The 26,595-nt window shown below is 65.3% G+C and carries 31 protein-coding genes and 1 pseudogene; 16 read left to right on the forward strand and 16 right to left on the reverse strand.

Annotated elements, in window-relative coordinates:
• Window positions 1-145: pseudogene (locus tag YUA_RS51970) on the forward strand (IS701 family transposase); the annotation flags it as partial.
• A gap of 158 nt (window positions 146-303) precedes the next feature.
• On the opposite strand, the gene YUA_RS0131325 reads toward YUA_RS51970, so the two are convergent.
• A complete protein-coding gene (locus YUA_RS0131325) occupies window positions 304-600 on the reverse strand; it encodes a DUF4282 domain-containing protein (protein ID WP_027534247.1) in 297 nt (98 codons plus the stop codon).
• Between the two features lie 159 nt (window positions 601-759).
• On the opposite strand from YUA_RS0131325, the gene YUA_RS0131330 reads away from it, so the two are divergent.
• The 3 genes from YUA_RS0131330 to YUA_RS51260 all read left to right on the forward strand — a co-directional run bounded on the left by YUA_RS0131330 (window position 760) and on the right by YUA_RS51260 (window position 2,039).
• Entirely contained in the window at window positions 760-1,212 is a 453-nt protein-coding gene (locus YUA_RS0131330) for a MaoC family dehydratase (protein WP_027534248.1), read from the forward strand.
• Window positions 1,212-1,691 carry a MaoC family dehydratase gene (locus YUA_RS0131335; protein ID WP_027534249.1) on the forward strand — a complete coding sequence of 160 codons (480 nt, stop codon included), beginning with the start codon at window positions 1,212-1,214 and terminating at the stop codon, window positions 1,689-1,691. The genes YUA_RS0131330 and YUA_RS0131335 overlap by 1 nt, the downstream gene beginning before the upstream one ends.
• A gap of 201 nt (window positions 1,692-1,892) precedes the next feature.
• Window positions 1,893-2,039, forward strand: a complete 147-nt coding sequence (locus YUA_RS51260) for a hypothetical protein (protein ID WP_027534250.1) — start codon at window positions 1,893-1,895, stop codon at window positions 2,037-2,039.
• Window positions 2,040-2,104: 65 nt separating this feature from the next.
• Here the strand turns inward: YUA_RS51260 and YUA_RS51265 are convergent, their stop codons facing one another.
• The 4 genes from YUA_RS51265 to YUA_RS0131360 form a co-directional block, all read right to left on the reverse strand.
• Window positions 2,105-2,242 carry a hypothetical protein gene (locus tag YUA_RS51265; RefSeq protein ID WP_187437467.1) on the reverse strand — a complete coding sequence of 46 codons (138 nt, stop codon included), beginning with the start codon at window positions 2,240-2,242 and terminating at the stop codon, window positions 2,105-2,107.
• Window positions 2,243-2,524: 282 nt separating this feature from the next.
• Window positions 2,525-2,950, reverse strand: a complete 426-nt coding sequence (locus tag YUA_RS0131350; protein ID WP_027534251.1) for a hypothetical protein — start codon at window positions 2,948-2,950, stop codon at window positions 2,525-2,527.
• 174 nt (window positions 2,951-3,124) lie between these two features.
• The gene (locus YUA_RS0131355) at window positions 3,125-4,039 is read right to left on the reverse strand and encodes a hypothetical protein (RefSeq protein ID WP_027534252.1); all 915 of its coding nucleotides are present in this window, start codon (window positions 4,037-4,039) and stop codon (window positions 3,125-3,127) included.
• A gap of 211 nt (window positions 4,040-4,250) precedes the next feature.
• The gene (locus YUA_RS0131360; protein WP_027534253.1) at window positions 4,251-4,691 is read right to left on the reverse strand and encodes a nuclear transport factor 2 family protein; all 441 of its coding nucleotides are present in this window, start codon (window positions 4,689-4,691) and stop codon (window positions 4,251-4,253) included.
• 466 nt (window positions 4,692-5,157) lie between these two features.
• Between YUA_RS0131360 and YUA_RS0131365 the strand changes: the two genes are divergently transcribed.
• Window positions 5,158-5,394, forward strand: a complete 237-nt coding sequence (locus YUA_RS0131365; protein WP_027534254.1) for a hypothetical protein — start codon at window positions 5,158-5,160, stop codon at window positions 5,392-5,394.
• A 123-nt stretch (window positions 5,395-5,517) separates the two neighbouring features.
• Here YUA_RS0131365 and uvrB read toward each other — a convergent pair whose 3' ends face one another.
• The 4 genes from uvrB to YUA_RS0131385 form a co-directional block, all read right to left on the reverse strand.
• Window positions 5,518-8,484: an excinuclease ABC subunit UvrB gene (gene uvrB / locus YUA_RS45555; RefSeq protein WP_084292989.1), complete on the reverse strand. Its 2,967-nt coding sequence runs from the start codon at window positions 8,482-8,484 to the stop codon at window positions 5,518-5,520.
• 93 nt (window positions 8,485-8,577) lie between these two features.
• A complete protein-coding gene (locus tag YUA_RS0131375; protein WP_027534255.1) occupies window positions 8,578-8,808 on the reverse strand; it encodes a hypothetical protein in 231 nt (76 codons plus the stop codon).
• 61 nt (window positions 8,809-8,869) lie between these two features.
• Complete coding sequence (locus YUA_RS0131380; protein WP_027534256.1) at window positions 8,870-9,097, reverse strand: hypothetical protein; 228 nt, start codon at window positions 9,095-9,097, stop codon at window positions 8,870-8,872.
• Window positions 9,098-9,204: 107 nt separating this feature from the next.
• A complete protein-coding gene (locus YUA_RS0131385; protein ID WP_027534257.1) occupies window positions 9,205-10,116 on the reverse strand; it encodes a LysR substrate-binding domain-containing protein in 912 nt (303 codons plus the stop codon).
• 140 nt (window positions 10,117-10,256) lie between these two features.
• Between YUA_RS0131385 and YUA_RS0131390 the strand changes: the two genes are divergently transcribed.
• The 3 genes from YUA_RS0131390 (at window position 10,257) to YUA_RS0131400 (ending at window position 12,061) form a co-directional block, all read left to right on the forward strand.
• Entirely contained in the window at window positions 10,257-11,036 is a 780-nt protein-coding gene (locus tag YUA_RS0131390; RefSeq protein ID WP_027534258.1) for a sulfite exporter TauE/SafE family protein, read from the forward strand.
• The gene (locus tag YUA_RS0131395; protein ID WP_027534259.1) at window positions 11,033-11,263 is read left to right on the forward strand and encodes a hypothetical protein; all 231 of its coding nucleotides are present in this window, start codon (window positions 11,033-11,035) and stop codon (window positions 11,261-11,263) included. The genes YUA_RS0131390 and YUA_RS0131395 overlap by 4 nt, the downstream gene beginning before the upstream one ends.
• Before the next feature lie 99 nt (window positions 11,264-11,362).
• Complete coding sequence (locus YUA_RS0131400) at window positions 11,363-12,061, forward strand: glutathione S-transferase family protein (protein WP_027534260.1); 699 nt, start codon at window positions 11,363-11,365, stop codon at window positions 12,059-12,061.
• On the opposite strand, the gene YUA_RS51975 is transcribed toward YUA_RS0131400, so the two are convergent.
• Window positions 12,058-12,261 (reverse strand): cysteine-rich CWC family protein, encoded by a 204-nt coding sequence (locus YUA_RS51975; protein WP_084292990.1) that lies wholly within the window; start codon window positions 12,259-12,261, stop codon window positions 12,058-12,060. The genes YUA_RS0131400 and YUA_RS51975 overlap by 4 nt on opposite strands.
• A gap of 114 nt (window positions 12,262-12,375) precedes the next feature.
• On the opposite strand from YUA_RS51975, the gene YUA_RS0131405 reads away from it, so the two are divergent.
• The 3 genes from YUA_RS0131405 to YUA_RS0131415 all read left to right on the forward strand — a co-directional run bounded on the left by YUA_RS0131405 (window position 12,376) and on the right by YUA_RS0131415 (window position 15,636).
• A complete protein-coding gene (locus YUA_RS0131405) occupies window positions 12,376-13,956 on the forward strand; it encodes a DUF1800 domain-containing protein (RefSeq protein ID WP_027534261.1) in 1,581 nt (526 codons plus the stop codon).
• Between the two features lie 2 nt (window positions 13,957-13,958).
• Window positions 13,959-15,176: a DUF1501 domain-containing protein gene (locus YUA_RS0131410; RefSeq protein ID WP_035972333.1), complete on the forward strand. Its 1,218-nt coding sequence runs from the start codon at window positions 13,959-13,961 to the stop codon at window positions 15,174-15,176.
• 136 nt (window positions 15,177-15,312) lie between these two features.
• Entirely contained in the window at window positions 15,313-15,636 is a 324-nt protein-coding gene (locus YUA_RS0131415; protein WP_027534263.1) for an antibiotic biosynthesis monooxygenase, read from the forward strand.
• A gap of 3 nt (window positions 15,637-15,639) precedes the next feature.
• Here YUA_RS0131415 and YUA_RS0131420 read toward each other — a convergent pair whose 3' ends face one another.
• The 6 genes from YUA_RS0131420 to YUA_RS0131445 all read right to left on the reverse strand — a co-directional run bounded on the left by YUA_RS0131420 (window position 15,640) and on the right by YUA_RS0131445 (window position 19,527).
• Window positions 15,640-16,581 (reverse strand): aldo/keto reductase, encoded by a 942-nt coding sequence (locus YUA_RS0131420; protein WP_027534264.1) that lies wholly within the window; start codon window positions 16,579-16,581, stop codon window positions 15,640-15,642.
• Between the two features lie 260 nt (window positions 16,582-16,841).
• On the reverse strand, window positions 16,842-17,297 hold the full coding sequence (locus YUA_RS0131425) for a GNAT family N-acetyltransferase (protein WP_027534265.1): 456 nt from the start codon (window positions 17,295-17,297) through the stop codon (window positions 16,842-16,844).
• A 73-nt stretch (window positions 17,298-17,370) separates the two neighbouring features.
• Entirely contained in the window at window positions 17,371-18,183 is an 813-nt protein-coding gene (locus YUA_RS0131430; RefSeq protein ID WP_027534266.1) for a PAS-domain containing protein, read from the reverse strand.
• Between the two features lie 129 nt (window positions 18,184-18,312).
• A complete protein-coding gene (locus tag YUA_RS48935) occupies window positions 18,313-18,471 on the reverse strand; it encodes a hypothetical protein (protein WP_084292992.1) in 159 nt (52 codons plus the stop codon).
• Between the two features lie 73 nt (window positions 18,472-18,544).
• Window positions 18,545-18,721: a hypothetical protein gene (locus tag YUA_RS51270; protein ID WP_198029535.1), complete on the reverse strand. Its 177-nt coding sequence runs from the start codon at window positions 18,719-18,721 to the stop codon at window positions 18,545-18,547.
• A 155-nt stretch (window positions 18,722-18,876) separates the two neighbouring features.
• Window positions 18,877-19,527: a glutathione S-transferase family protein gene (locus YUA_RS0131445; protein WP_027534267.1), complete on the reverse strand. Its 651-nt coding sequence runs from the start codon at window positions 19,525-19,527 to the stop codon at window positions 18,877-18,879.
• Between the two features lie 544 nt (window positions 19,528-20,071).
• Between YUA_RS0131445 and YUA_RS0131450 the strand changes: the two genes are divergently transcribed.
• The 5 genes from YUA_RS0131450 (at window position 20,072) to YUA_RS0131470 (ending at window position 26,552) form a co-directional block, all read left to right on the forward strand.
• A complete protein-coding gene (locus YUA_RS0131450; RefSeq protein WP_027534268.1) occupies window positions 20,072-21,274 on the forward strand; it encodes a pyridoxal phosphate-dependent aminotransferase in 1,203 nt (400 codons plus the stop codon).
• Between the two features lie 164 nt (window positions 21,275-21,438).
• The gene (locus tag YUA_RS0131455; RefSeq protein ID WP_027534269.1) at window positions 21,439-21,918 is read left to right on the forward strand and encodes a DUF992 domain-containing protein; all 480 of its coding nucleotides are present in this window, start codon (window positions 21,439-21,441) and stop codon (window positions 21,916-21,918) included.
• Between the two features lie 168 nt (window positions 21,919-22,086).
• Window positions 22,087-24,135: an elongation factor G gene (locus YUA_RS0131460; protein WP_027534270.1), complete on the forward strand. Its 2,049-nt coding sequence runs from the start codon at window positions 22,087-22,089 to the stop codon at window positions 24,133-24,135.
• A 303-nt stretch (window positions 24,136-24,438) separates the two neighbouring features.
• A complete protein-coding gene (locus YUA_RS0131465; RefSeq protein WP_027534271.1) occupies window positions 24,439-24,711 on the forward strand; it encodes a helix-turn-helix domain-containing protein in 273 nt (90 codons plus the stop codon).
• Window positions 24,712-24,809: 98 nt separating this feature from the next.
• Window positions 24,810-26,552 carry a SulP family inorganic anion transporter gene (locus tag YUA_RS0131470; protein ID WP_027534272.1) on the forward strand — a complete coding sequence of 581 codons (1,743 nt, stop codon included), beginning with the start codon at window positions 24,810-24,812 and terminating at the stop codon, window positions 26,550-26,552.
• Window positions 26,553-26,595 lie beyond the last annotated feature (43 nt).

The following is a 26,595-nucleotide window of genomic DNA, read 5'->3' on the forward strand; positions in this document are numbered from 1 at the left end:
CGCAACCCTGTGCATCGCAGCCTATGGCTTTCTGATCGCCGAGCAGGCGACGATTCCCCCCTCAGGACCACGTTCCGCCCCGTCAGTCCCGGTACCTCGCTTACCCGACGATTATCGACCGAGAGGCTCCGCCCACGCGGCCTGAACGCCACGTCCCGAACTCGATCGCAACCATGCGCGCCCGATTGATCCGCATGCTCATTAAAACCTTGCCGCGATGTCCATGCTGTGGCATCGGCGCAGCATCCAATGGACGACGACGCCCATGACGCAGTAAGACTAACCCACCCTACGAATCCACCTTCACCGCACCCCGCCGCCCTGGTCCCGGATCGCGCCGAGATGCTCATTGATGCGAAACACGATCAGGATCAATTCCGCGGCGATGCGCGAGAATACTACGCCGACGACGACGCCCGCGATCGATTCCAGCACGACCAGGAAGCCGGCGAACGGGCTGATCGCCATCGCGGTGAGACCGGCGAAGATTCCGGAGAGTCCGAACAGGCAGATCACGCCGATCACCAGCCAGTAGAAGGTCTTGATGATCGTCGGCGTGATGAAGCGGTCCCATTGAAACAGATCGCTGAATGAAAACATCTCTCTCCCCCGGGCAGATCGCACCCCCGGCCGCGCCAATCGAACAATGAGGCAGGTTCGGCCCGACTCGCCGAATGTAGCACGAGCCATGCGGACAGGCGGGTTGAGATTGCCGCAAAGTGCGGCCACAATCTGTCCTTCCCGCAAAGCTTTTCCAAGATGACCCTGACCTTCGAAGATTTCCCGACCGGCCGCTATGGAACGTTCGGCCCGCGCCATGTCACCCGCGACGAGATCCTGGCTTTCGCCGCCGAGTTCGATCCGCAACCGATGCATCTGGACGAGGAGGCCGCGGCTAGGAGCATGCTGCGCGGTCTGTCGGGCTCGGGCTGGCACCTCTGCTCGCTGATGATGCGGATGATGGCCGACGGTTTTATGACCCGCGCCGCCTCGCTTGGTTCGCCCGGCGTCGACGAGGTGCGTTGGCTCTCGCCGCTCAGGGCGGGTGACGACCTGACACTCGATGTCGACGTGCTCGAGGCGCGGACCTCGAAGAGCAGGCCCAACCTCGGCATCGTCAAGTTCAAATGCACGATGCGCAACGCCAGGGGCGAAGCGCTGTGCGAGATGACCTCGCCGATCCTGATCGAGCGGCGCGCGGGAGCGGTCTGATGCCTTTCTTCGAAGAGATCGAGATCGGCCATCGTCGCGACATCGGCAGCTACACCTTCACGGCGGAGTCCATCAAGAATTTCGCCGCGAAATTCGATCCGCAGCGCTTCCACCTCGACGAGGAGGAGGGCAAAAATTCGCTGTTCGGCGGGCTCGCAGCGTCCGGCTGGCATGTCGGCTCGGCCTGCATGAGCCTGCTTGTCGCCGACGGCCAACGCCTGGCGCGCGAAGCCGCGGCGCGTGGCGAGGAGGTTGCGGTGTGGGGCCCGTCGCCCGGCTTCCGCGACCTGCGCTGGATCAAGCCGGTGCTCGCCGGCGACACCGTCAGCTTCGTCAATACCGTGATCGACAAGCGCACCTCCGCCTCGCGGCCCGGCTGGGGCATCCTGTCGGCCCGCACCATCGGCACCAACCAGCGCGGCGAGGAAGTCTACTCCATCACCGCCAGCGCCTTCGTGCCGATGCGGAAGGGCGGTTAGACCAGTTCCAGGATGAACGGCCGAAAACAGCGCGCGAGTGTTGCCCGCGCGCTATGGACGCGATTCAAGGCTGCTGCCATAAGCCTCCGCGAGATGGCTGGCCTCTGCGAAGCAGTTACCGGAACCATCGAGTTGCTAACCAATTATGAACCTGTCGCTGTCTATTTGAACGAACTGGGCAGAGGACAGGGGACGAGAACAATGGCAGACCGCGGCGCACTCAAGCTGGTCGGATTTATCTTCGCTACCGCGACGCTGGCCGTGATGCTGGTTGCCGGCATGGTGGTGAAAGGTTACGCCGACGGCGCCTACACCTTGGAAGCCTCGAGCGTCGACGCAAGCCGGTAAAAGCTCGTTAACTCCGCGGGGCCGCGAAGTGGCCTCCGCGTGGGGCCGCGACGCGGCCTCCGCCCTCAGCGGCTATAGACGAACGCCAAAATCGCGATCGCAACCGCCAGCAGCCCGACAAAGCGCAACATGATGGTCCCGAACTGGTTCGGCGCGGGCCGCAGCGGTATCGGGTCCGTGTTATCGGGCCGAATGCTTTCCATTTGAAAAAGTCCCCGAGGTCCGGCCGTAGGCGGCACGGGCGCTTGGCATTGGTCGCCGGGGATGGGTGGAGGGTTCAAGGCGGCGACACCTCCGCTGTCATGCCCTGGCTTGACCGGGGCATCCAGGGCGCCGCGGCGTCTCGGCTCTAGCCTTGCAGCCTCTGGAATACTGGATCACCCGTTTTCGCGGGTGATGACACCGGCATTGAAAATCGATCCCAAGAATCAAAACCGCCGCGTCCCTTCCGGAACGCGGCGGCTGGTGATGCTTGTTGTTCGCGATCAGCTATTGCGCAAGCCGTCGGCGGCGCGCTTCCACTGGGAGACGTTGTCGGCGATCATGCGGGTCGACTTCATCGCGGCCTGGCTGAGCTGGGCGTAGCCCGAGATCTCGCGCTGGACGCGCTGGCCTTCGGCATGGAGCAGGTCGCGCAGGCTCTCGAGCTCGGAGATCAGATTCTCGATCTCGGCAAGGGAGGTGCCGGCGACGCGCTGGATCAGCGAGTTGACGTTGGTGACGGTGGCTTCCGCGCTTGGATCGAGCGGCGGCGCGTCGGCGGTGGTGCCCGCGGCCGGCCGGCGCAGATAGGCGATGTCGTTGCGAACGAAATCGCGGATGCCGGCTTCGACTTCCGTCGCGGCGGCGAGGTTGGTGTCGACCGTCTCGGTCTCGGTGGTCTCGGTCTTTTCCGGACGCATGGCGTTCATCGTTATTCCCCTGTTCGCGTTGAGCGCAGCGCGAGTGTGTCCCCCGCACGACGGTGTGTGTCAGGCCGGTGCATCAGGGCGTCCGATTTTGACCGCAAAGGGGCCGAGATGCGGCAAGGGCGGACGATTCGGGGGTTTTGCCGTGGCGTATGGTTACGGGAGTCTAAAGAAGGCTCACCAGCTCTTCTTGAAACCCGCGGTCAGGCTCTTGTTGATCGCGCCTTGCGAGGTCTCGCCGACCGAGCCGGAGACGGTGACGTTGTCGAACAGCTTCTGCTCGGCGCCGACCTTGCGCAGCCATTTGTCGTCGGTGGTCGACATGGTCTGGCCGGCGGTGATGCTGGTGCCGGTGTCGGTGATCGTCACTTTGGCGGATTGGTCGGTTTCGTAATTGCGGGTGATGTGCCCGCCGACGCCGGGCAGCGCCGTCGTGCCCTGTTGATTGACGCTGTAGCCGTTCTGGAGCGTCAGCGAATAATCGTTCGACAGGGGCACTGATTTGGTCAGCGATGCCCCAAGCTTGCTCTGCTCCGCGCCGGGATCGACACGGGCTTCGACCGCGGTCTTGTCCCAGACAGGACCTGCGCCCGGCGCTGTCGCGGCGGCCCAGGCGCTGCCGGAGGATTGCGGCAGGTTGCCGCCATTGGCGGCCTTCTGCGCCAGCAGCTCCGACATCGTGGTCGGCTCCTTCGCCACCGTCATGTCGGCGCCGACGCGGGCGTCCCAGAACGAGGACACCGACTGCTTCACGGTAACGGCCGAGGAGCCGTTCGCGTTGGCGTTGGTCGACCAGTTCATGCCGCTGCCGCTATTGGCGGCGGCCTGTGCGCGCTTCTTGGCGGCGATGATGTCGTTGAGCGTGCCAGCGTCGATGGCGAGCTGGCTCCAGTCGAGCTTCTCGACGTCGATGTCCTTGAGCACGTCGGGGTCGTTGACGTCGGCGGTCTCGGTGTCATCGTCAGGCGCGGCCGTTGCGGCTGGAGGCGAGAAGGGCGGAATGATCTGTGCCTGGGCCGTCAGCACCGAGCCGAAAATGAACGCGGCCGCCAGCGGCAGCCTGGTCCAGCCAAAATCTGTCGAGAATTCCATTGCCTTGCCCGCGAGCCCAGTTCGCGCACAGGATGCGGCGCTATCGTTGCAAAATTGTGGCACCCAGAATGACAAACCAACGGGCCGCGCGCAAGGCGCGCGCCCGATGACGAGCATCTCCACGACGGCATCCGGCGGGGCTGGAGGCCAGAACGCGTCGCGGGAGCATCAATCGACCGGTCCCGAATTGCGGAGCCCGTTGGTGTCCCCCTCAGCCGACGCCGGTCATCTTCGGCAGATGAATGGCGCGGCCGAGCGCCTGCTCGACCAGGTCAAACGTGTCGATCAGCACACGCATGCTGATCAGCCGGTCCGCCCTGAACTGGGCGAACTGCGCGACGCGCAAGCTAATCGGCTTGTCGGAATCCAGCGCGGTGAGCGAATAGCGCAGCATCGAGGAGGCGGCATCGACGCCCAGCATGATGCTCTCGCGGTCGAAGCGGCGGACGTGGAAATTATCGGCGAGCTGGCGGATGACCTGGAGCACCGCCGCCTTGCCCTGGCGCGCGCCCAGGAACGGAAACATATCGATCGGGCCGTAGATCGCCCACTCGACGTCCTCGTCGATCAGGGCCTCGATATCCTCGAAATGCCGGTCGTTGATCGCGCGGTGCAACGCGCGCGAGAAACGCCAGAGGCTGTGCTCTGTCATTTTGGGGCGTCCTGAAACTGGCTTGCAAAAACGAAAAACAACCCCATGCGCAGGAACAGCGCGGCGGGGCTTGCTCAATTCATTGGTGTACGAACAGGTAGGCGATTTCGGCCAAAACGCAAATCACGTTTTTGCAATGCACAAGTGCGCGCGAAATGTGAAATTTGCCATAGAACCCCGTATTTTCCCGGTCGCGGCGGCGCGGGGTTCGGCACACGCGACGCGCCACACCTTCACTGTCGTCCTGGCGAAGGCCAGGACCCATAACCGCAGCGAGATGTTTGGCGAAGATTCGTGGTTCGGTACTCCCACCGTCCGCAACCCGAAAGATTCCGCGGTATGGGTCCTGGCCTGCGCCAGGACGACACCGGCTGATACGGATCAAGCGCTGTTGGAACCGCGATGCGCCCGCGCTCGTTGAGAGCCGACATCTTTTGGAGACATCAATCCCATGACACTTTCCAAAATGAAAATTCCGCACATCGTTCTCGCCGCCGTCCTGCTCTCGCTGGCCGCGGCACCCGCCGCCAACGCCAAGGGCTGCATCAAGGGCGCCGTCGTCGGCGGCGTTGCCGGTCACTATGCCGGCCATCACGGCATGCTCGGCGCCGCCGCCGGCTGCCTCTACGGCCGTCACCACGCCAAGGAGCAGGACAAGCAGCAGCAACAGCAGGGCCAGGTGAGCGGGCAGGGGAAGTTGTAGGCCATCGTCATTCCGGGGCGCGCCAAAGCGCGAACCCGGAATCTATTCCGCTCCTTGTTCAGGCACCGGCATGGGGCGCGAACCATCTCAACATCGCGACTCCACCCTCAGTAACCAGACAACCTACCTCTTCTTCCACCCACCTCGTCGCCCCGGCATCCCACCCGTCGACTTCGGTGCCGGGCCGAACTCCGGTCCGGACTGCCGCGAGTCCGTCGGCTGGATGATCCGGCTGGTGCTGCCGAATGGCCTTGACGGGAGTGCCTGGTTCTCGCGGTACGGCAGCGATTCCGGGCCGTGCATCTCGTCGAGATGCGGCTTGTGCACCTTCGAGCCGCTGCTGCTGCCGCCGCTGGCTTTCAGCGCGGAGCTCACGGTCCTTTTCTTCATGGCACTGACGGGGAGGTTGGCGGCGTCGCCGTATTTCTTGGTGCCGGCATAGGCGCCGGCCTTGCCCTGCACCACGCGCTGCTTGGCGGTGGGGTCGTCGACCACCGCGAGTTCGGTGGCGCGCAGGCGCTTGACTTCGTCGCGCAGACGGGCGGCTTCCTCGAAGTTCAGATCGGCCGCGGCCTCGCGCATGCGGGCTTCGAGATCGGCGAGCACGGCTTCGAAATTATGGCCGATCGAGATGACGTCGTCGGTCATGTCGTGACCGCCGACCTCGACCAGCACGTGGTCGCGCTCGTAGACGGAGTTGAGGATGTCGCCGATCTGCTTCTTGACGCTCTCCGGCGTGATGCCGTTGGCGGTGTTGTACTCGACCTGCTTTTCACGGCGGCGGTTGGTCTCGGCGATGGCGCGCTCCATCGACCCGGTCATCTGATCGGCATAGAGGATCACCTTGCCGTCGACGTTGCGCGCGGCGCGGCCGATGGTCTGGATCAGCGAGGTCTCGCTGCGCAGAAAACCTTCCTTGTCGGCATCGAGGATCGCGACCAGCGCGCATTCGGGAATGTCGAGGCCTTCGCGCAAGAGGTTGATGCCGACCAGCGCGTCGAAGGCGCCGAGGCGCAAATCGCGGATGATCTCGATGCGCTCGATGGTGTCGATATCGGAGTGCATGTAGCGGACGCGAATGCCCTGCTCATGCAGATATTCGGTGAGATCCTCGGCCATGCGCTTGGTCAGCACGGTGATCAGCGAGCGATAGCCGGCCTGCGCCGTGGCGCGGACCTCGCCGACGAGATCGTCGACCTGGGTGCGGGCGGGGCGGATGTTGACCGGCGGATCGATCAGGCCGGTCGGGCGAATGACCTGCTCGACGAACACGCCGCCGCTCTCGTTCAGCTCCCAGGCGCTCGGCGTCGCCGACACCGCGACCGTCTGCGGCCGCATCATGTCCCATTCCTCGAAGCGCAGCGGGCGGTTGTCCATGCACGACGGCAGACGGAAGCCGTATTCGGCGAGCGTCGCCTTGCGGCGGAAGTCACCGCGGAACATGCCGCCGATCTGCGGCACGGTGACGTGGCTCTCGTCGGCGAACACCAGCGCGTTGTCGGGGACATATTCGAACAGCGTCGGCGGCGGCTCGCCCGGCAGGCGCCCGGTGAGATAGCGCGAATAGTTCTCGATGCCTGCGCAGCTTCCCGTCGCCTCCATCATCTCGAGGTCGAAGGTGGTGCGCTGCTCCAGCCGCTGCGCTTCCAGCAGGCGGCCCTGGTCGTGAAGCTGGTCGAGCCGCATCTTCAGTTCAGACTTGATCGACTTGATCGCCTGCACCAGCGTCGGGCGCGGCGTCACATAGTGCGAATTGGCGTACATCTTGATGAATTCGAGCTCGTCCTGCTTGTGGCCGGTGAGCGGATCGAACTCCTCGATGTTCTCGATGGTGTCGCCGAACAGATTCACGCGCCAGGCCCGGTCTTCATAGTGCGCCGGGAAGATGTCGATGACGTCGCCGCGCACACGAAAGGTGCCGCGGGTGAAATCGGCCTGCGTCCGCTTGTACTGGAGCGCGACGAGATCGGCGATGAGCTGGCGCTGGTCGATGCGCTCGCCCTTCTTCAGCGCGAAGGTCATCGCGGTATAGGTTTCGACCGAGCCGATCCCGTAGATGCAGGACACAGAGGCGACGATGATGACGTCGTCGCGTTCGAGCAGCGCGCGCGTCGCCGAGTGACGCATGCGGTCGATCTGCTCGTTGATCGAAGAATCCTTCTCGATATAGGTGTCGGTGCGCGGGACGTAGGCTTCCGGCTGGTAGTAGTCGTAGTACGAGACGAAATACTCGACAGCGTTATGAGGAAAAAAGCTCTTGAACTCGCCATAGAGCTGGGCGGCGAGCGTCTTGTTCGGCGCCAGGATGATGGCGGGGCGCTGCGTCGCCTCGATCACCTTGGCCATGGTGTAGGTCTTGCCGGAGCCGGTGACCCCGAGCAGCACCTGCGAACGGTCGTTGCGCTGGATGCCTTCGACCAGCTCGGCGATCGCAGTCGGCTGGTCGCCGCGCGGCTGGTAGGGCGATTTGATCTCGAAGCGCACGCCGCCTTCGGACTTTTCCGGGCGCGGCGGACGGTGCGGGGTCCACACCTTCGTCGAGCCGTCATCCCTGCGGAACTCGGGCCGGCCCTCGCGGATCAGCGATTCCAGCGCATCGGCGGTGGCCTTGACCCCGAGCGCCTCCATCTTGGTGCGGGGCGGGCGCGCCAGCGCCTCGGCGTCGTCCTCCTCGGTGGGAAGGCCGAGCTGGCGGGCCAGTTCCGGATCGAGCGTCGGAATCGTGGCCGCGGTTCCGTAATTGGCCTGCGGCGCCTCGTCGAAGCTGCCGCCCTCACGGGCGCCCGGCGGCGGATTGGGCCGCAGCGGCATCGGCCGCGCCGAATCCTGCGGAAACTCTTTCGGCGTTGAGGCGCGCGCGCGATGCGCGGCGGCCTCGCCCCCGGCGCGGCGGTCGCGCGAATTGTCGGGCGGCGGCTGCAGCCCGGTGCCGGATCCAAGCCCGGCATCGCCGCGATTGATCGCGGGATTGAGCAATTCGGCCAGCGCAGGCCCGATCGGCTGCACGTCAGGGCGGTGCGCCTTCGAGTTTGGAGCCCTGTTAGCTGCCTTGGATTTCGGGGATTTTGGGGGAGCAGGTTTCTTCGCCATGCCCCGAATATGGGACGAGTCCGCCGCCTAGAAAAGAGCGAAAGCCGGCCTGTGCGCAGGCTGCTGACAGCAGGTTGGCAGCAGGCCTTGCGACTACGCCGCCGGCAGCGGTCCCTCGCCGTCCACGACCGTCAGGCGCGGCTCGAGGATGTCGAGATGGATCCCGCCGCAATCGGTGCAGCGCATGGTCCAGTACTCGCACCCCGCACGGCCGCCGATCACACGGAGCACCGTGAGATCGCCGTCACACTCCGGGCATATCGCCAGCACCTTGCGCGAATAAATTCGCGGCCGCGGAGCGTCGTCGCATTCGATGACTGACATGAACCGGTGTCCCCCCTGTTACGCCACGCTGTCGCTCAGTCCTGTTGCCGTCTCGTTGGGCCTATTCGTCGTCGCTGTCGTCGGCGCGCCGGCGGAAGCGATCGATGTGATGCTTGGCATCGGCGATCGCAGCGTCGGGATCGGGCCAGGCGAAGCCGACTTCCATGGCCGGAAACAGCACGCCGTCGATGGCAACCGGGCTGAAATCGGCGCGCCGGATCCGGGCATGCCACAGTCCCTTGCCAGCTTCGAAGGATTCGATGTCAAAGCCGTCGTAGAGGGTCGTCATTGGTAGTCCCCAAATGCGCTTGTCGGAGGGTTAAAGGACCACGTTTGCGAATTTCGAAATGTGAAGCGGTTCACAAGCAGCCGGCTTTTTCACCCGAAAGGGTGATGTCAGCCCCGTCCGGCGCGAGCGGACCGCCGTGGCCGGGCCGCGGGTTCCGCCGCCGCCCGCATGATCCAGCGACGGAACGCGGCAAAGTCGCGCTGTTCGGTTTGAAAACTGCGGTAGAGCAGGTACCAGCGCATGCCCTTGGGCACCGAGAGGTCGAATGGCGCGACCAGGCGTCCGGCGGCAAGATCGTCGTCGATATAGGGCCGGATCCCCATGGCGATGCCGAGCCCGTCGGCGGCGGCCTGGAGCGCCTGGCCATAGAACTGGAACTCCGGCCCGCGCGCGTTGATGCGGGCAAGGTTCGCGGCCTTCAGCCAGATCGGCCAGTCCTCGGGCGAATGCGTGACGCGGATCAGGCCGGGCGCTTTGAGATCGGCCGGCCGCTTCAGGCCATTGGCGAAGCGGGGCACGCAGACCGGCGTCAGGTCGCCCGCGAACAGCGGCTCGGCGACCAGCCCCGGCCAGTCGCCGGTGCCGAGCTTGATGCCGCAGCTCCAGTCCTCGCCGAACGGCACGGAGGCGCCGCCGGTGGTGAAGCGCACCTCGATGTCGGGCTCCTCATTGCGAAACTCCGACAGCCGCGGGATCAGCCAGCGCATCGCAAAGGTGTGGCCGACGCCGATGGTGAGAACGCGGACGGCGGACGGCGCCGTCACCTGCGCGGTGAGGCTGGCGAGCGCGTCGAAGATCGGCGTCAGCCCGCCCTGATAGGCGCGCCCTGCCTGCGTCAGCACGAGCTTGTTGGCCTTGCGCTCGAACAGTGCGACGCCGAGCCGCTCTTCCAAGAGATGCACCATGCGGCTGACGGCGGCCGCCGATACGCTCAGCTCGACGCCCGCCGCAGCAAAGCTGCCGGACCGCGCCGCGGCCTCGAATGCCTTGATGCCGTTGAGAAAGAGCAGCCGCCGCAAACGAAGGACCCTCAGGAAAGCTGATGCCAGGCCAAGATAACTCAGTTTGTGCCGACACGGCAAGCAAGGCACGTTCCCTTTGCCTCTCCCCGCGTGCGGAGAAACAGCGTTGCGTCCCTTGCCCACAGGAGAATCCCTTCGTGACGCCCATCATGATCGCTGCCCTTGGATTGCTGATGGTCGCCACCGCGTTCCTGTCGGGGCTGTTCGGCATGGCGGGCGGGCTGATCCTGATCGGCGTGCTGCTGGCCCTGATGCCGCTGCCGACCGCGATGGTGCTGCATGCGATCACGCAGATGGCTTCCAATGGCTGGCGCGCGCTGCTGTGGCGCGCGCATATCCGCTGGCGGCCGGTCGCGAACTATCTGGTCGGCTGTGCCATCGCGCTCGCGGCCTGGTCGCTGACCCGCTACGTGCCGGACAAGCCGACGGCGCTCTTGATGCTCGGTGCCACGCCGTTCATGGCACGGTTGTTGCCGACCAATATCAAGCCCGATCCCGACCGCCTCTGGCAGGGCACCGTCTACGGCACGATCTGCATGGGCCTGATGCTGATGACCGGCGTCTCCGGTCCGCTGCTCGACACCTTCTTCCTCGGCGGCGATTTTGGCCGGCGCGAGAAGGTCGCGACCAAGGCGATGTGCCAGCTCGTCAGTCACTTCACCAAGCTGATCTATTTCGGCGGCGTCATCGACCAGGCCGCCACGCTCGATCCCGTGCTCGCGGGCGTCGCGATCGCAGCCTCCATGCTCGGCACCACGCTGGCGCGGCGCATTCTCGAAGCCATGACCGACCAGCAATTCGTGGCCTGGTCGAACAAGCTGATCACCACCATCGCCTGCTACTACATCGCCTATGGCGGCTGGCTGCTGGTTCGGACGCCGGTGCTGGCCGCCTTCGGCAAGGGAGCTTTGCAATGAGCGAGATGGCCGACCCGCTGGTGCTGGACTTCGTCGAATGGATCGCGCGCGAGCCGCGCGCTTATGCCGAGGTGATCTCGACCTGGAAGACCTCGTGCCCGCGCCTAACCATCTGGGAGGACGCCGCCGATCGCGGCTTCGTCGCGCGCGAGACGCTGCCCGGCATCGGCCTGATCATCGCGGTGACGGAAGACGGCGAAAGGCTGCTGCGAACCAACGGGCGGTAGCGCCACAACATCATTGCGAGCGCAAGCGAACCAATCCAGAATGTCTCCGCAGCGGCAGACTGGATTGCTTTGCTGCGCCCGCAATGACGGAACACCAAAATGTCGCTCAAACTCTTCGAACTCGTCGGCACCGATGCCTCGCGTCCCTTCAGCCCCTATTGCTGGCGCACGCGGATGGCACTTGCGCATAAGGGGTTGGCCGCGGAATCGCTGCCCTGGCGCTTCACCGAGAAGAGCACGATCGCGCCGCACGGCTCGGAGAAGGTTCCGGTGCTGCTGCATCACGACAGGCCGGTGGTCGATTCCTGGGCGATCGCGAATCATCTCGAAGACAATTTTCCGGATCGCCCGTCCCTGTTCGGCGGCGAGGGCGGTCGTGCCATGGCGCGCATGCTCAATGCGTGGGGCGACATCGCCATCGTCGGCGGCATCTTCCCACTGATCGTCGCCGACATCCCCGAGAATCTCGACGAAACCGATGCCGCCTATTTCCGCAAGTCGCGCGAGGCGCGTTTTGGCGGCAAGACGCTGGAGGAGGTGACGGCGAGCCGCGATAGCGCTGTGATCGGCTTTCGCAAATCGCTGGAGGTGATGCGGCAGACCGTGAAGAAGCAGCCCTTCATCGGCGGGGCTGCGCCGAACTATGCCGACTACATTGTGTTCGGAGGTTTCCAGTGGGCGCGCGTGGTGAGCCCGTTCAAGCTGCTCGAAGCCGATGATCCCGTTTATGCCTGGCGCGAGAAGCTGCTCGATGCGTTCGACGGCATGGCGCGGAAGTCGCCGGGGTTCGCGGTCTAGGCTTGCGCTGCCTGCGCCGCCTTGCGCAGACACTCCCTACACAAACAATCCTCGCCCTTGACCGGTATCGGCAGCTTTGCTGTCTCCTCCGCGCACCAGCAATTGCCCGAGAGGTCGCAGCCGAACTCGGTGCCGCATCGGGAACAGGCGAGGCGGCGCGGGGCCGGTTGCGTGAGCGTGATTTCTTTCGGATTTGTCATGATTTACGCAAAAGCTTTGCCGTCGTTTTCATGTCGGGTTCATCTGTCGCTGCGGTATATTAGGCGCCGCGCATAGACCAGGGAAGCGGTTGGCACTGTGCGGAGGACAAATCGATGGCCCGCGATTCGCAAGCCGCCCTCGTTGCGCTGAACCGCTTCGGCTTCGGCGCCCGCGGTGGGGCCTCCGGCGATCTCATCAATGCGGCCTCCGATCCCAGAGGCTTCGTGAAGGCGGATCTGGCGCGTCCCTTTGCCGTGCTGCTGGAGGCGCCGGGCCTGCAATCGACGCCACAGCTAGGCCAGGCTGCGTTCGCCTATCAGGACCAGGTCAAGCAGGCGCGCGAGGCGACCAAGGCCGCTACGCCGACCGAAGCGCCCGCGCCACTACCGCCCGCCGACCCGAAGCCCGACAACACATTGCGGCGCAATCTCTCGCTCAACACGGTGATGACCGAGATCGCAGGTCAGATGGCGGAGGCCAAACCTGCCGACGGCAAGCCCGCCGACAACGCGATGAAGCCCGACGGCATGCAGCCCAGCGCCGCCGCGCCGGCTGCTGCAAAACCGTCGCCGCAGCCGCTCAACGTGATCCAGAAGACCTTTCGCGCCGAGGCGCTGGCGCGGCTGCAGCGCGCGATGATGGTCGATTGCGGCTTCACCGAGCGGCTGGTCGTGTTCTGGTCCAATCATTTTTGCATCTCTGCGAGCAAGGGCGAGCTGGCGCGGATGTGGGCCGGCGCGTTCGAACGCGAGGCGATCCGCCCGCATGTGCTGGGGCGCTTCGCCGACATGCTGAAGGCGGTCGAGCAGCATCCGGCGATGCTGTTCTTCCTCGACAACCAGCAATCGCTCGGACCGGATTCGCGCGCGGGCCAGAACCGCAAGCGCGGCCTGAACGAAAATCTCGCGCGCGAAATCATGGAGCTGCATACGCTCGGCGTCGGCGGCGGCTATACGCAGGAGGACGTCACCTCGCTCGCGCGCATGATCACCGGATGGACCTTCGCCGGCCGGCAGGGGAAGCTCGGGGCGCCCGGCTCCTTCGCCTTCAATGCCAATGCGCATCAGCCCGGGCGGCAGGTGCTGCTCGGCAAGACCTATGAAGCGACTGGCCTTGCTCAAGGCGAGGCCGCGCTCGCCGATATCGCGCGCCATCCGTCGACTGCGAATTTCGTCGCGACCAAATTCGCTCGGCACTTCGTTGCCGACGATCCGCCGCCGGCGCTGGTTGCGCGGTTGCGCGATGTCTTCGTCAGGACGGACGGTGATCTCAAGGCGCTTGCCACAGCTCTGGTCGATTCCGACGAAGCCTGGAAGGCGCCGCTGACCAAGATGCGCTCGCCCTACGATTTCCTGGTCGCGAGCGGCCGGCTGCTCGCACGCGTGCCGGAGGATCCCGGTGGCTATCTCAACAATCTGAATCTGCTCGGCCAGCCTCTTTGGACACCGGCCGGACCGAACGGTTTCCCCGACACGTCTGCGGCCTGGGCCGCGCCCGAGGGCATGAAGCTCCGGCTCGACATCGCCTCGCAGATGGGCGCGCGGCTCGGGCCGAACATCGATCCGCTCGACCTCTTGGAATTCGCGGCAGCCGATGCGGCTTCAGTCGAAACGCGGCGGACCATCGAGCGCGCGGAATCGCGCCAGCAGGCGCTGGCGCTGCTCTTGATGTCGCCGGAATTGCAGAGGAGATGATGATGATCGACTGTGTCGAAAACCGGCTCCTCACCTCGCGCCGCGGCCTTCTGCTCGGCGGTGCCTCCTTCGCGGCCTGGGCCTATCTGCCGAAATTCGCGCGCGCGGCCGACGGACGCGATCCCCGGCTGGTCGTGGTGATCCTGCGCGGCGCGCTCGACGGCCTTGCGACCGTCGCGCCGGTCGGCGATCCCGACTATGCCGGCCTGCACGGTTCGATCGCGCTCACGGCCGATGGCGCGCATCCTGCGCCCATGCTCGACAGCTTCTTCGCGCTGCATCCGTCGATGCCGGAATTTGCGCGCATGTATCGCGACCAGCATGCCGCCGTGATCCATGCCGTCGCGACACCCTATCGCGATCGCTCGCATTTCGACGGCCAGGATGTGCTCGAGAGCGGCTATGCCGGGCCGGGCCGCGTGCAGTCCGGCTGGCTCAACCGCGCGCTGGAAGCGCTGCCGCGCGGCGAGCGTGTGTCGAGCGGACTTGCGGTCGGCCCGACCACACCGCTGGTGTTGCGCGGCAATGCGCCGACAGTCGGCTGGGCGCCGGTCGCGCTGCCGCAGGCGGACGACGACACCGCGATGCGGCTGGTCGAGCTCTATCGTCACCGCGATCCCGCGTTGGCCTCGGCGCTGTCGCAAGGTCTCCAGTTAGAGAAGGCCGCGAGCGGCGACGACATGAAGCCGAAGCCCGGCAACGCGGTCGCCCAGATGCGGCAGGTCGCGCGTGGCGCCGCCAAACTGATGGCGGCCGATGACGGCCCGCGCATCGCAGCACTCGCTTTCGACGGCTGGGATACGCATGCCAATGAGGGCGGCCCCGTGGGACGGCTTGCCTTCCTGCTCGGCGGTCTCGACGGCGCGCTCGCCGAATTCGAAAGCGGCCTCGGCGATCGCTGGCGCGATACCGTCGTCATCGTCGCGACCGAATTCGGCCGCACCGCGCGCATCAACGGCACCGACGGCACCGACCACGGCACCGGCACCATCGCGCTGCTCGCCGGCGGCGCCGTAAAAGGCGGCCGCGTCATCTCCGACTGGCCCGGCCTCAAGCCCGCCAACCTCTTTGAGGCCCGCGACCTCAAGCCCACCACCGATCTCCGCTCCGTGATCAAGGGCGTGCTGCAGAGCCAGTTCGGCCTGTCGGATCGCGTGCTGGCCGAGATGGTGTTCCCGGATAGCGCCAGCGCAAGGCCGATGAAGGGGCTGGTTGTTTGACTTGAGGCTGTCATTCCGGGGCGCGCATCAGCGCGAACCCGGAATCCATTCATCCGCGGAAACATGGATTCCGAGTCTGCGCCTTGCGGCGCATCCCGGAATGACGACATGATGAGCGAGCATCAGGAGACCACCCATGTACATCGCCATGAACCGCTTCCGCGTCGCCAAGGGATCGGAGGCCGCCTTCGAGCAGGTCTGGTTGTCGCGCGACACCCATTTGGACAAGGTGCCGGGCTTCGTCGAATTCCATCTGCTGCGCGGTCCGGAGCTCGAGGACCATACGCTGTATGCCTCGCACACCGTGTGGGCGAACCATGCCGCGTTCGACGCCTGGACCAAGTCGGAGGCGTTTCGCGCCGCGCATCACAAGGCCGGCGACAACAAGCCGCTGTATCTCGGCCATCCCCAGTTCGAGGGTTTTGAGGTGATGCAGACTGTGGGACGCGGCGCGAAGTAGAGATCAGCCCTTCGTGATCTTGTCGATCTCGGCAAGATCATCCGCGCCGAGCTGCCAGGCGATCGCCTTGACGTTCTGCTCGACCTGCTCGACGCGGGTGGCGCCGGCGATCACGCTCGACACCTGCGGACGCGCGGCGAGCCATGAGAAGGCGAGTTCGAGCATCGAATGGCCGCGCGCTTGCGCAAAAGCCTGGAGCTTCTCGACGATGTCCTCGTTGCGCGGCGTGACGTAGCGGTCGCGCAGCGCCGGCGCCTTGCCAAACCGCGTGTCGGCGGGAGCTGCTGCGCCGCGCTGGTATTTGCCGGTGAGCAGGCCGCTCGCCAGCGGGAAGAACGGCAGCAGGCCGAGCTTGTATTCCTGCGCGGCCGGCAGCAGGTCCTTCTCGATGTCGCGGACGACTAGGCTGTACTCGTCCTGCGCCGAGACGAAGCGGCCGACATTCATCGCGCGCGCGGTGAACTCGGCCTCGGCGACGCGCCACGCCGGAAAGTTGGAATGGCCGATGTAGCGGACCTTGCCCTGACGGACGAGATCGTCGAGCGCGCGCAGCGTCTCTTCCATCGGCGTCAGCGGGTCGTAATCGTGCTGCTGGTAGAGATCGATGTAGTCGGTCTTGAGCCGCGTCAGGCTGGCCTCGACCGCGTTCATGACGTAGCGGCGCGAGGCGCCCTGCTTGGTGCCGTCGGCCGCCATCGGCTTGGAATATTTGGTGGCGAGCACGATGTCCTTGCGGCGGTCGCCGAGCACGGTGCCGAGCACCGTCTCCGAACCGCCCTGGCCGGCATAGATGTCGGCGGTGTCGAACAGCGTGATGCCGAGATCGATCGCGCGGTGGATCACCTTGCGCGAGGTTTCCAGATCGGTGCGCTGGCCGAAATTGTTGCAGCCGAGCCCGACGGCGGACACGCGCAGGCCGGAGCCGCCGAGATTACGAATTTCCATAGGAGATCCTGTCAGAAGAGAGCAGACGGTCATTGTGACCGCGGTGCGACGCAGCGGCAAGCACTTGCCCGCGTTGCAGCCATGCTGGCGCAGAATTGCAGACAAAAAAATGCGGCCCCTGTCAGACGCGGCGACTGACGGGGACCGCTTGGGGCGCTTGATCGGTGACGGGGGGCCTGATCAGACGCAACCGCAACTTAATCCCGGTGTGTTACGCGCCGGTGACAGGCGGAGTTATCCACAAGGTTGCGACAAGGGGCTCAGAACAGCTTGCGGTAGACGATGAAGCCGGAACGTTCCGCGACCTTGTCGTACAGGCTCTGCGCCGTGGTGTTGGTCTCGTGCGTCTGCCAGTAGACCCGCGGCGCGCCAGCGAGTTTTGCGCGCTCGTACACGCCGTGGATCAGCGCAGAGCCGACACCCTTGCCGCGCGCAGCGTCCGACGTGAAAAGATCCTGCAGATAGCAGGATGGCTCGATCGCGGTGGTGCTGCGATGGAACAGATAATTCGTCATGCCGAGCAGCCGGCCCTCACTCTCGGCGACCAGCCCGTGCACTGGCTCGTAGGCGTCGAAGAAGCGCTGCCATGTCACGCGCGTGATCTCGGGCGCAAGTGCGGTTGGGCCCGAGCGGCCGTAGAAGGCGTTGTAGCCGTCCCACAACGGCAGCCATTGATCGTAATCCTGCCGTGTGACGGAGCGAATGGTGAGCGACATCTGGAAAATCCGCGATCGATGAAGCGTCCTTCATACGTGATGATGGGCGCATCGATCAATTGCCGCGTCGCGCTTACTGCGCCATGCGGAGATACCGGATCAGCTTTCGGGCCGTGGGATCGCGTAGCGAGCGATAATAGTCGGCGCGGGCGGCCGCGTCGGTGTGGCGTACGAGGTCGGTCACCGGCGTGTAGCTCAGCATGCGGCCGCCGTCGGGCAGTGCGGCGCAGACGAAACGCAGCACCTCGCCATTGCGCAAATTGATATTGATCGGCGTGGCGTCGCCGATCCGCACCATCTCCATCCGCTGCGCGATGAAGACGCCCAGCTCATCCTCCGGCAGCTCGAAGGCGCCGGTGTCGCGGCCGTGATACATCAGCGCGATGAAGGGCGGCTTGTCGTCGGCCTTCTCGTCCGGCAGCGCGAAATAATCGCGGAAGGCGCGGTTGATGAATTCGGCGCGGGTCTCGGCATCGAGCAGCACGATGCCGATATCGACCTGGTCGAGCGCCGCGGACAGCCGCGCGGCAGTGGCGTGGATGTGCCGCTCGGTGGCGAAGGCATCGAGCAGACGCTCGCGCATCAGGCCGGTGATGCCAGCGGTACAGGCGGTCGTGAGCGCGAGCAGGCCGAGCGGCGCGAGATCGGTCACGTCAAAGCCGGGAGCGGTGCGATGGCTGAGCGCGAGCAGCGCCGCGCCGATCACGGCGATGGCGGCACTGCCAAGCGCAGAGGCAAAGCCCGAGAGCGAGCCGGCCAACGCCACGATGCAGACGAACAGAGGTGCAAGCGACAGAGTGGGAGCATGACGGTCGAGCAGGATCGCCAGCAGTGCGATCGCTGCCGTCAGTACGGGACCGGAAATGGCACGCCATCCGAACCGCATGGGCCTGGCTCGTTCCTCCCTGCACGAGATAAGGCCGTCAGACTGACCGATGGTTGCGCCAGCGCAATCCGATTTCACGCGATGCGCTTAACGGGCGCTTGCCTGTGCGCTCAAAGCTTTCGGATGATTTTAGACCAAATGCGCGTGCATGATGCGCTGTTGCGGCGCGGGCGTATTCAGCGTCGAGGTGCCCGGGCCCTTGCGGGTGCCGACGAATATCAACAGCGATGCCGCGACCAGGATGGCCGCAGTCAGGGTGATTGCAACGATGACCACAGGCGATTTCATCGATGTCCCGTCGCGATGCCGGTCGGCGCGGGCCGCGCGGCACCTTGAAGGCAGGTCCAGGATGAAACGGGGATCAGACCGGCAGGCCCATTGCCATGGTCGCTTTGGTCGTCAGCACAGTGAGGGTGACGATCAGGCAGAGCGAGAGGGCGGCGACGGCGAGTGAGGCCGCGACCGCGTTGGTCAGCCGGGAAGACGAAACGGTATCGGTTTGGCCCTGAAAGCCTGCCGTGCCGGACGCCCGAATCATGGTCTAAATCCTTCAACGTGCGAGCGAATCACCCGCGACGCCGGACACCCTCACAATTTCAACTGGCAATATTGCGGCGGCTAGCCCGCTGAAAGCGGCGGGATTGCGGCAAAGGTTAACGCTATGCCCGCTATTTCTTAACGCCGCACCGGTTTTCAGGCCCCGGCAGCGATGATGGCGGGGTCGTCCACGTCGGCCGGGCGCCAGTCCATCGCCACGAAGCCAGGCGCGGCCTCGACGCGCTTCAGCCAGTCCCGGATCGCCGGGAAGGTCGAAAGGTCGAAGTCGCAGCGGTCGGCGAGGTGGGTGTATCCGTACAGCGCGATGTCGGCGACCGTGAGCTGGCGGGCGGCGAAGTAGGCACTGGTTTTGAGGTGATTCTCCATCACCTGGAGCGCGCCATAGCCGCGCTCCATCCAGTCCTCCAGCGAGTGGGTCTGCAGGTCGCGGCCGCCCCTGACCAGCGACAGCCAGAAATAGGCCGCGCCGATGTTGGGTTCGAGCGCGTGCTGCTCGAAGAACATCCATTGCAGCGCCTCGGCGCGGTCGATGCGGTTCTCCGGCGCCAGCGGCGTGCCGACGGCGACGTACCAGAGAATGGCGTTGGACTCGGCGAGGAAGCGGTTGTCGCCAACCTCGAGCAGCGGCACCTGGCCCGACGGGTTCTTGGTCAGGAAGTCCGGCGTGCGGCTTTCGCCGCGCAGAATGTCCACCTCTACCGCTTCGTAGGGTACGTTCAAGAGCGCCAGCGCAAGGCGGACCTTGTAGCTGTTGCCCGAGCGTTGCATCGAATAGAGCTTGTACATTCTGGGAATTCGATTCCGAAGGACGGGAAGGTGTGGTGCATGTTGCCCCGCACCGCGGGTAACAATGATGCCGATGCGAATCCGCCGCAAGGGCTGCCCCATAGAAAAACTCGAAAACCCTACCGCACTGCAACGCTGCGGAAGATCATTTTCATGCGACGCTGCAAATCAGATCACGCTTGCGTCAACATGCACGACGCATCGCTTCGCGCAATCGTGTGGGAGCAGGGCGATCGGAGTTGGAATACTCAAGACCTCCACATTGTCATGCCGGGACAAGCCCGGCCATAACGGTGCAGACGTTTCAGCACGCAAACGCGCAAAATTGCTCCGAGGACAAGCCTTGCCGGATATGAGCGGTTTGCCCGGCAAAGTTGCGGAAAATTGCGGGAAATCGAGCCTTGAAACGCTCCAGATCCCGTAAACTTTTTGCAGATCGGGCCGAAGTTTCTTGCGATGCAGCGGCACACGTTTTAGGGTGTCCTCATTCCCACAATCAGAGTCGTGAGGCCAAAGGGTTCACGACGCTTGTCAGGAGATGACGATGGCCTTCCTTGCTGCTGCGCTCGACCGTGTGAAGCCGTCCGCGACCATCGCGGTCACGGATAAAGCACGCGCGCTGAAAGCGGCGGGCCGCAACGTCATCGGCCTCGGCGCCGGCGAGCCCGACTTCGACACGCCCGCCAACATCAAGCTGGCGGCGATCCACGCCATCGAATCCGGCAAGACCAAGTATACCGCGGTCGACGGCATACCCGAGCTGAAGGACGCGATCATCGCGAAGTTTCAGCGCGAGAACGGCGTCGTCTACAAGCCGAACCAGATCATCGTCGGTACCGGCGGCAAGCAGGTGCTCTACAACGCGCTGATGGCGACCATCAATCCGGGCGACGAGGTGATCATCCCGGCGCCGTACTGGGTCAGCTATCCCGAGATGGTGGCGCTCGCCGGCGGCGAGCCGGTGCCGGTGGTCTGCACCGCCGCGACCGGCTTCAAGCTCCAGGCCGAGGCGCTCGATCGCGCGATCACGCCGAAGACCAAATGGGTGATCCTGTGCTCGCCGTCGAACCCGACCGGCGCGGCCTACACCAGGGCCGAGCTCAAGGCGCTCACCGACGTGCTGGTCAAGCATCCGCATGTCTGGGTGATGACCGACGACATGTACGAGCACCTCGTCTATGACGACTTCCAGTTCACCACCGTCGCGCAGGTCGAGCCCAGCCTTTACGACCGCACGCTCACCGTGAACGGCGTGTCGAAAGCTTACTGCATGACCGGTTGGCGCATCGGCTACGCCGGTGGTCCTGCGCAGCTGATCAAGGCGATGTCGACGATCCAGTCGCAGTCGACCTCGAACCCGTCTTCGATCTCGCAGTGGGCGTCGGTGGAAGCACTGAACGGTCCGCAGGACTTCATCGCCGCCAACAACAAGGTGTTCAAGGAGCGTCGCGATCTTGTCGTCTCCATGCTCAACCAGGCCAAGGGCATCGAGTGCCCGCGTCCAGAGGGTGCGTTCTACGTCTATCCGTCCTGCGCCGGCACGATCGGCAAGACCGCGCCGTCGGGGAACGTGATCTCCAACGACGAGCAGTTTGTCACCGAGCTCCTGGAGACCGAAGGCGTCGCGGTCGTGCAAGGTTCGGCCTTCGGCCTGGGTCCGGCCTTCCGCATCTCCTACGCGACCAAGACCTCGGACCTCGAAGACGCCTGCAAGCGCATCCAGCGCTTCTGCGGCAACCTGCGCTAAGCTCGCAGTAACGATCCGACATGAAAGGGCCCGCGCAGAGCGGGCCCTTTTTCTTTCACGTCCGCGCGATCTGGCACGCCCCCGACGAATGTGGCATAGACCCTCGTGCGGCTTCGTGCCGCGCCCTCCAATGCTCGCATCACATTCATCGCCGGAGAAATTTCATGCGCCGCTCACTCCTTCTCGCCGGGCTCACTGCCGCGAGCCTCGTTGCCTCGATCGCGGGCGCCAGCGCGCAGTCGCGGATGGTGCAGGTCGGCGTGCTCGAATGCCGCGGCGGCGCCAGCATCGGCTTCGTGGTGGGATCGGTGACCAATCTCGGCTGCGTGCTGCGTGCCGACGGCCTTCCCGAAGACCGCTACGTTGCCACGATCCACAAAGTCGGCCTCGACCTCGGCATCACCCAGGAGACGGCGCTGGCCTGGGGCGTGTTCGCACCCGTCAATCGACTCGGCCCTGGCGATCTCTCCGGCAATTACGCCGGCGCGCAGGGCAGCGCCTCGATCGGCGTCGGCCTCGGCGGCAACGCGCTGGTCGGCGGCTCCAACAATTCGATCGCGCTTCAGCCGCTCAGCGTGCAGGGCCAGGTCGGCCTCAACGTCGCTGCTGGCCTGGAGAGTCTGGAACTCCGTCCGGGCCGTTAACGCGCGCCAGCGAAGGTGCCGTTTCACCTCTCCCCGTCGGGGAGAGGTGGAACACCGGCCGACGCACCGCAGCGACGTTTTGATGCTTGCCAAATCTGGGGGACGGGCAGAGCATCTGCGTTTGCCGACCCAATCATGGGCCGAGCTCCACACCAAGGAGGCGGCGAAATGGGACAAGACGTCAGAAGTCCCCGAGGTCCACGGTGCATAGCGCTGGTGGGCCCTTTCCAAAGCGGTAAAACCACACTTCTCGAAGCGATCCTGGCGCGGACGGGCGCAATTCCGCGCGCCGGCAGCGTCGACGCCGGAACGTCCGTCGGCGACGCCACGCCAGAGGCCCGTCATCACAAGATGACCGTCGGGCTCACTGCCGCCACCACGAGTTTCATGGGCGACAGCTATACCTTCCTGGATTGTCCCGGTTCCGTCGAGTTCGCCCACGACATGCGCGCCGCGCTGCCCGCCGTCGATGCCGCAATCGTGGTCTGCGAGGCCGACGAGAAGAAGCTGCCGCAGCTTCAGATCATCCTGCGCGAGCTGGAGGAGCTGAAGATTCCGCGTTTCCTGTTCCTCAACAAGATCGACCGCGCCAACGAGCGCATCCGCGAGACGCTCGCGATGCTCCAGCCCGCCTCGCGCGTGCCGCTGGTGCTGCGCCAGATCCCGATCTGGAAGGGCGATCTGATCGAGGGCTTCGTCGATCTCGCGCTGGAGCGCGCGTTCGTCTATCGCGAGCACAAGGCGTCCGAAGTGATCGCGCTCGCAGGCGGCGATCTCGATCGCGAGAAGGAGGCACGCTTCTCGATGCTGGAGAAGCTCGCCGATCACGACGACGCCCTGATGGAGCAATTGCTGGAGGACATCCAGCCGCCGCGCGATGCCGTGTTCGACGACCTCGCCCGCGAACTGCGCGAGGGACTGATCTGCCCTGTTCTCCTCGGCGCGGCCGCGCGCGAAAACGGCGTGCTGCGGCTGATGAAGGCGCTGCGCCACGAGGCGCCCGGCATTGCGGAGACCGCAAAACGTCTCGGTGTGCCCGAAAGCAAGGACGCGCTCGGTTTCGTCTTCAAGACGCTGCACTCACAGCACGGCGGAAAGCTGTCGCTGACGCGGTTGCTCGCTGGCCATCTCGACGACGGCGCCACGCTACAATCGTCTTCCGGAGGGACGGGCCGTATCTCCGGCATCCTCGCCGTCAACGGCGCTTACGAGACCAAGCGTGCGGCTGCGGAAGCCGGCGACACCGTCGCGCTCGCCAAGCTCGATCCGGTCAAGACCGGCGACACGGTCTCGAGCGGCAAGGCGCCGCCCGCTGGATTCGCCGCCGCAGAACCAACGCCACCGGTGCTCGCGATTTCGGTCGCGTCCGCCGACCGCAAGGACGACGTCAAGCTCGGCCAGTCGTTGATGCGGCTGCACGAGGAGGATCCCTCGCTCGTCGTCGTGCAGAACCCCCAGACCCACGACACCGTGCTGTGGGGGCAGGGCGAGATGCACTTACGTGTCGCGAGCGAGCGGCTGCGCGATCGTTTCGGCGTCAAGATCTCCTCGCATCCACCCGCGATCGGCTATCAGGAAACCATCCGCAAGCCGATCACCCAGCGCGGCCGCCACAAGAAGCAATCCGGCGGTCACGGCCAGTTCGGCGATGTCGTGCTCGACATCAAGCCGCTGCCGCGCGGCGAGGGTTTCAAGTTCGCCGAGAAGGTCGTCGGCGGCGCGGTGCCGCGTAACTATATCGGCGCAGTGGAGGAGGGCGTTGTCGACGGGCTCGCGCGCGGCCCGCTCGGTTTCCCCGTTACCGATTTGCAGGTGACGCTGACCGACGGCTCCTATCACAGCGTCGATTCCTCCGACCTCGCCTTCCGTACGGCGGCGCGGGTCGGGCTCAACGAAGGCCTGCCGCAGTGCCAGTCGGTGTTGCTCGAGCCGATCCACGTGGTCGAGATCGTCTGTCCGACCGATGCCACCGCCAAGATCAACGCGATCCTGTCGGCGCGGCGCGGCCAGATCCTCGGCTTCGACACCCGCGACGGCTGGAGCGGCTGGGACTGCGTCCGTGCCATGATGCCGGAAGCCGAAATCGGCGAGCTGATCGTCGAGCTACGCTCGGCCACCGCCGGCGCCGGCAGCTTCACCCGTCAGTTCGACCACATGGCCGAAGTCACGGGCCGCGCCGCCGACCAGATCATCGCCGCGCATCAGCACGCGGCGTGATCGGCTTCGCGAGGTAAGGCGCGCAGTAAGTGCGGCACTGCTCTCTCACTCCCTCTCCCCGCTCTTGCGGGGAGAGGGAGTGAGGGGCTGCCTCCATGCGTGCGACATTTCATCTGGGACGCGCCCTCTCCACGCGTCATTGCGAGGCAATCCAGACTGTCTCCGCGGAAGTAGTCTGGATTTGCTTCGTCGCTTTCGCTCCTCGCAATGACGGAGGCGCTTGCGTTCGCCTCTGAATGATGTATTTTACATCATTGTATATGCATCAGATATCACTTATAAGCGTTGATACGTGAGGCCAAGGTGATCACGTCATTCCAGATGCGGGCAGCCCGCGCGCTGCTTGGCATCGACCAGAGAACCCTGGCCGAGCTTGCCGGCGTGTCGCTGCCGACCATCCAGCGGATGGAGGCCAGCACCGGCAATGTGCGCGGCGTGGTCGAGACCTTGATCAAGGTGGTCGAGGCGTTCGACCGGGCCGGCGTCGAGCTGATCGGCGAGCAGGCCCGCAGCGATAGCGGCGGGCGGGGCGTTCGCCTCAAGGAGCCGGGGCCGCCGCGCAGCGTCGGGGCATGATCGCGTTGGTCGTGCCCGGAAAGCAGATGGCCTAACCGCACCGTCGCGTCCGAGATCGCGGCCGCACGATGCGGTGGAGCATTGTGGGGCGGCGGAGCATGGGCATCACCGGCGAGCGGGCAAGCGGGCTGCATCGGCTGCGTCAGCCGACCTTTGCCGAACTGTATTTGCCAAAGCTCGTCACCGTCTGGCGCGAAGGTTATGGGCTTACGGATTTCCGCGCCGACGTCTTTGCGGGCCTCACCGTTGCGATCGTCGCGCTGCCGCTGTCGATGGCGATCGCGATCGCCTCGGGCGTGACGCCGGACCGCGGCCTCTACACGGCCGTCGTCGGTGGCTTCATCGTGTCGCTGCTCGGCGGCAGCCGTTTCCAGATCGGCGGCCCCGCGGGTGCCTTCATCGTGCTGGTTGCGGTAACCGCGGAGCGACACGGCGTCGATGGCGTTATCCTCGCCACCATGATGGCAGGCATGGTCCTGGTCGCCGCGGGCTTTTTGCGCATCGGCACTTATATCAAGTTCATTCCCTATCCCGTCACAGTCGGCTTCACCGCCGGCATCGCCGTGATCATCTTTGCCAGCCAGTTGCGCGATCTCGGCGGCATCACGCTCGCAGGCAAAGAGCCGAGCGAGTTCGTGCCGAAACTCGTCGCGCTCGCCGACGGCCTGAACACCATCAATCCCTCCGCCGTCGCGGTAGCCATCGTCAGTATCGCCATCATCGGCGCTTTGCGGATCTGGCGGCCGTCCTGGCCCGGCATCCTGATCGCCGTCGTGCTTGCGGCGGTCGCTACTGCCGTGCTGTCGCTGCCGATTGAGACCATCGGCAGCCGCTTCGGCGGTATCCCGCGCGAATTGCCATCGCCGGCGCTGCCGGCGTTCTCGCTTGCCAAAGCGAAGGCGGTACTGCCCGATGCGATCTCCTTCGCGCTGCTCGCGGCGATCGAATCGCTGCTGTCGGCGGTGGTGGCCGACGGCATGACCGGACGCCGTCACCGCTCCAATTGCGAGCTGGTCGCGCAAGGCGCCGCCAATATCGGCGCGGCGCTGTTTGGCGGCATCTGCGTCACCGGCCTTATCGCGCGCACCGCGACCAACATCCGCGCCGGCGCGCGCGGGCCGCTGGCGGGCATGCTGCACTCCGTCTTCCTGCTTTTGTTCATGTTGGTCGCAGCGCCGCTCGCAAGCTACATCCCGCTTGCCGCACTCGCCGCCGTGCTCGTGGTGGTGTCCTGGACCATGGCGGAGAAGCAGGAATTCGCGACGCTGCTGCGCTCCTCCTGGGGCGATGCCGTCGTGCTGCTCGCAACTTTCCTGCTCACCATCTTCCGCGATCTGACCGAGGGCATTCTGGTCGGATTCGCGCTCGGCGCGGTGCTGTTCATCCATCGCATGGCGGAGATGACCGGCATCGAGGAGCGCTCGCCGCTGGTGGCGGCCGATCGCCCCGATGACGGCAATGGCGAGCGCGTGCCGTACGATTCCGCGCTGGCGGTCGACCGCGACGTGCTGGTTTACCGCATCACCGGCGCGTTCTTCTTCGGCGCGGCCTCGGCCATCGGAGGCGTGCTCGATGGCATCGCCGACAAGCGCAAGGCTCTCGTCGTCGATTTCGCGGCGGTGCCGTTTCTGGACTCCACAGCGGCGAATGTGTTGGGGCGCGTCGCAGCCAAGGCCCAGCGCCAGGGCATCCGGCTGTTCATCACGGGGGCTTCGCCCGCGGTCCGCCGTGCATTGCTGACGCACGGTGTGAGCCCGCGACGCGCGCGTTATCGTCAGACCATCGAGCGCGCGGTCGCGGATATCAAGGCAGCCCCCGGCGCGACCGAAGCCACTGTGTAGCCCCACCTGCTTGACAGGACCGGCCGGACGCGAAATGGATCGC

Source organism: Bradyrhizobium sp. WSM3983, from assembly GCF_000473045.1.
Taxonomy (GTDB): domain Bacteria; phylum Pseudomonadota; class Alphaproteobacteria; order Rhizobiales; family Xanthobacteraceae; genus Bradyrhizobium.

Coding starts and splice junctions, on each gene's coding strand:
- YUA_RS0131445 (WP_027534267.1), bottom strand. CDS start 19,527: ATGTACAAGCTCTATTCGATGCAACGCTCGGGCAACAGCTACAAGGTC.
- YUA_RS0131355 (WP_027534252.1), bottom strand. CDS start 4,039: ATGGAATTCTCGACAGATTTTGGCTGGACCAGGCTGCCGCTGGCGGCC.
- YUA_RS51265 (WP_187437467.1), bottom strand. CDS start 2,242: ATGGAAAGCATTCGGCCCGATAACACGGACCCGATACCGCTGCGGCCC.
- YUA_RS0131450 (WP_027534268.1), top strand. CDS start 20,072: ATGGCCTTCCTTGCTGCTGCGCTCGACCGTGTGAAGCCGTCCGCGACC.
- YUA_RS0131415 (WP_027534263.1), top strand. CDS start 15,313: ATGTACATCGCCATGAACCGCTTCCGCGTCGCCAAGGGATCGGAGGCC.
- YUA_RS51270 (WP_198029535.1), bottom strand. CDS start 18,721: ATGATTCGGGCGTCCGGCACGGCAGGCTTTCAGGGCCAAACCGATACC.
- YUA_RS0131360 (WP_027534253.1), bottom strand. CDS start 4,691: ATGACAGAGCACAGCCTCTGGCGTTTCTCGCGCGCGTTGCACCGCGCG.
- YUA_RS0131400 (WP_027534260.1), top strand. CDS start 11,363: ATGTCGCTCAAACTCTTCGAACTCGTCGGCACCGATGCCTCGCGTCCC.
- YUA_RS0131455 (WP_027534269.1), top strand. CDS start 21,439: ATGCGCCGCTCACTCCTTCTCGCCGGGCTCACTGCCGCGAGCCTCGTT.
- YUA_RS0131350 (WP_027534251.1), bottom strand. CDS start 2,950: ATGAACGCCATGCGTCCGGAAAAGACCGAGACCACCGAGACCGAGACG.
- YUA_RS0131425 (WP_027534265.1), bottom strand. CDS start 17,297: ATGTCGCTCACCATTCGCTCCGTCACACGGCAGGATTACGATCAATGG.
- YUA_RS0131325 (WP_027534247.1), bottom strand. CDS start 600: ATGTTTTCATTCAGCGATCTGTTTCAATGGGACCGCTTCATCACGCCG.
- YUA_RS0131430 (WP_027534266.1), bottom strand. CDS start 18,183: ATGCGGTTCGGATGGCGTGCCATTTCCGGTCCCGTACTGACGGCAGCG.
- YUA_RS0131460 (WP_027534270.1), top strand. CDS start 22,087: ATGGGACAAGACGTCAGAAGTCCCCGAGGTCCACGGTGCATAGCGCTG.
- YUA_RS0131365 (WP_027534254.1), top strand. CDS start 5,158: ATGAAAATTCCGCACATCGTTCTCGCCGCCGTCCTGCTCTCGCTGGCC.
- YUA_RS51260 (WP_027534250.1), top strand. CDS start 1,893: ATGGCAGACCGCGGCGCACTCAAGCTGGTCGGATTTATCTTCGCTACC.
- YUA_RS0131410 (WP_035972333.1), top strand. CDS start 13,959: ATGATCGACTGTGTCGAAAACCGGCTCCTCACCTCGCGCCGCGGCCTT.
- YUA_RS0131395 (WP_027534259.1), top strand. CDS start 11,033: ATGAGCGAGATGGCCGACCCGCTGGTGCTGGACTTCGTCGAATGGATC.
- YUA_RS0131470 (WP_027534272.1), top strand. CDS start 24,810: ATGGGCATCACCGGCGAGCGGGCAAGCGGGCTGCATCGGCTGCGTCAG.
- uvrB (WP_084292989.1), bottom strand. CDS start 8,484: ATGGCGAAGAAACCTGCTCCCCCAAAATCCCCGAAATCCAAGGCAGCT.
- YUA_RS48935 (WP_084292992.1), bottom strand. CDS start 18,471: ATGAAATCGCCTGTGGTCATCGTTGCAATCACCCTGACTGCGGCCATC.
- YUA_RS0131420 (WP_027534264.1), bottom strand. CDS start 16,581: ATGGAAATTCGTAATCTCGGCGGCTCCGGCCTGCGCGTGTCCGCCGTC.
- YUA_RS0131335 (WP_027534249.1), top strand. CDS start 1,212: ATGCCTTTCTTCGAAGAGATCGAGATCGGCCATCGTCGCGACATCGGC.
- YUA_RS51975 (WP_084292990.1), bottom strand. CDS start 12,261: ATGACAAATCCGAAAGAAATCACGCTCACGCAACCGGCCCCGCGCCGC.
- YUA_RS0131375 (WP_027534255.1), bottom strand. CDS start 8,808: ATGTCAGTCATCGAATGCGACGACGCTCCGCGGCCGCGAATTTATTCG.
- YUA_RS0131380 (WP_027534256.1), bottom strand. CDS start 9,097: ATGACGACCCTCTACGACGGCTTTGACATCGAATCCTTCGAAGCTGGC.
- YUA_RS0131330 (WP_027534248.1), top strand. CDS start 760: ATGACCCTGACCTTCGAAGATTTCCCGACCGGCCGCTATGGAACGTTC.
- YUA_RS0131405 (WP_027534261.1), top strand. CDS start 12,376: ATGGCCCGCGATTCGCAAGCCGCCCTCGTTGCGCTGAACCGCTTCGGC.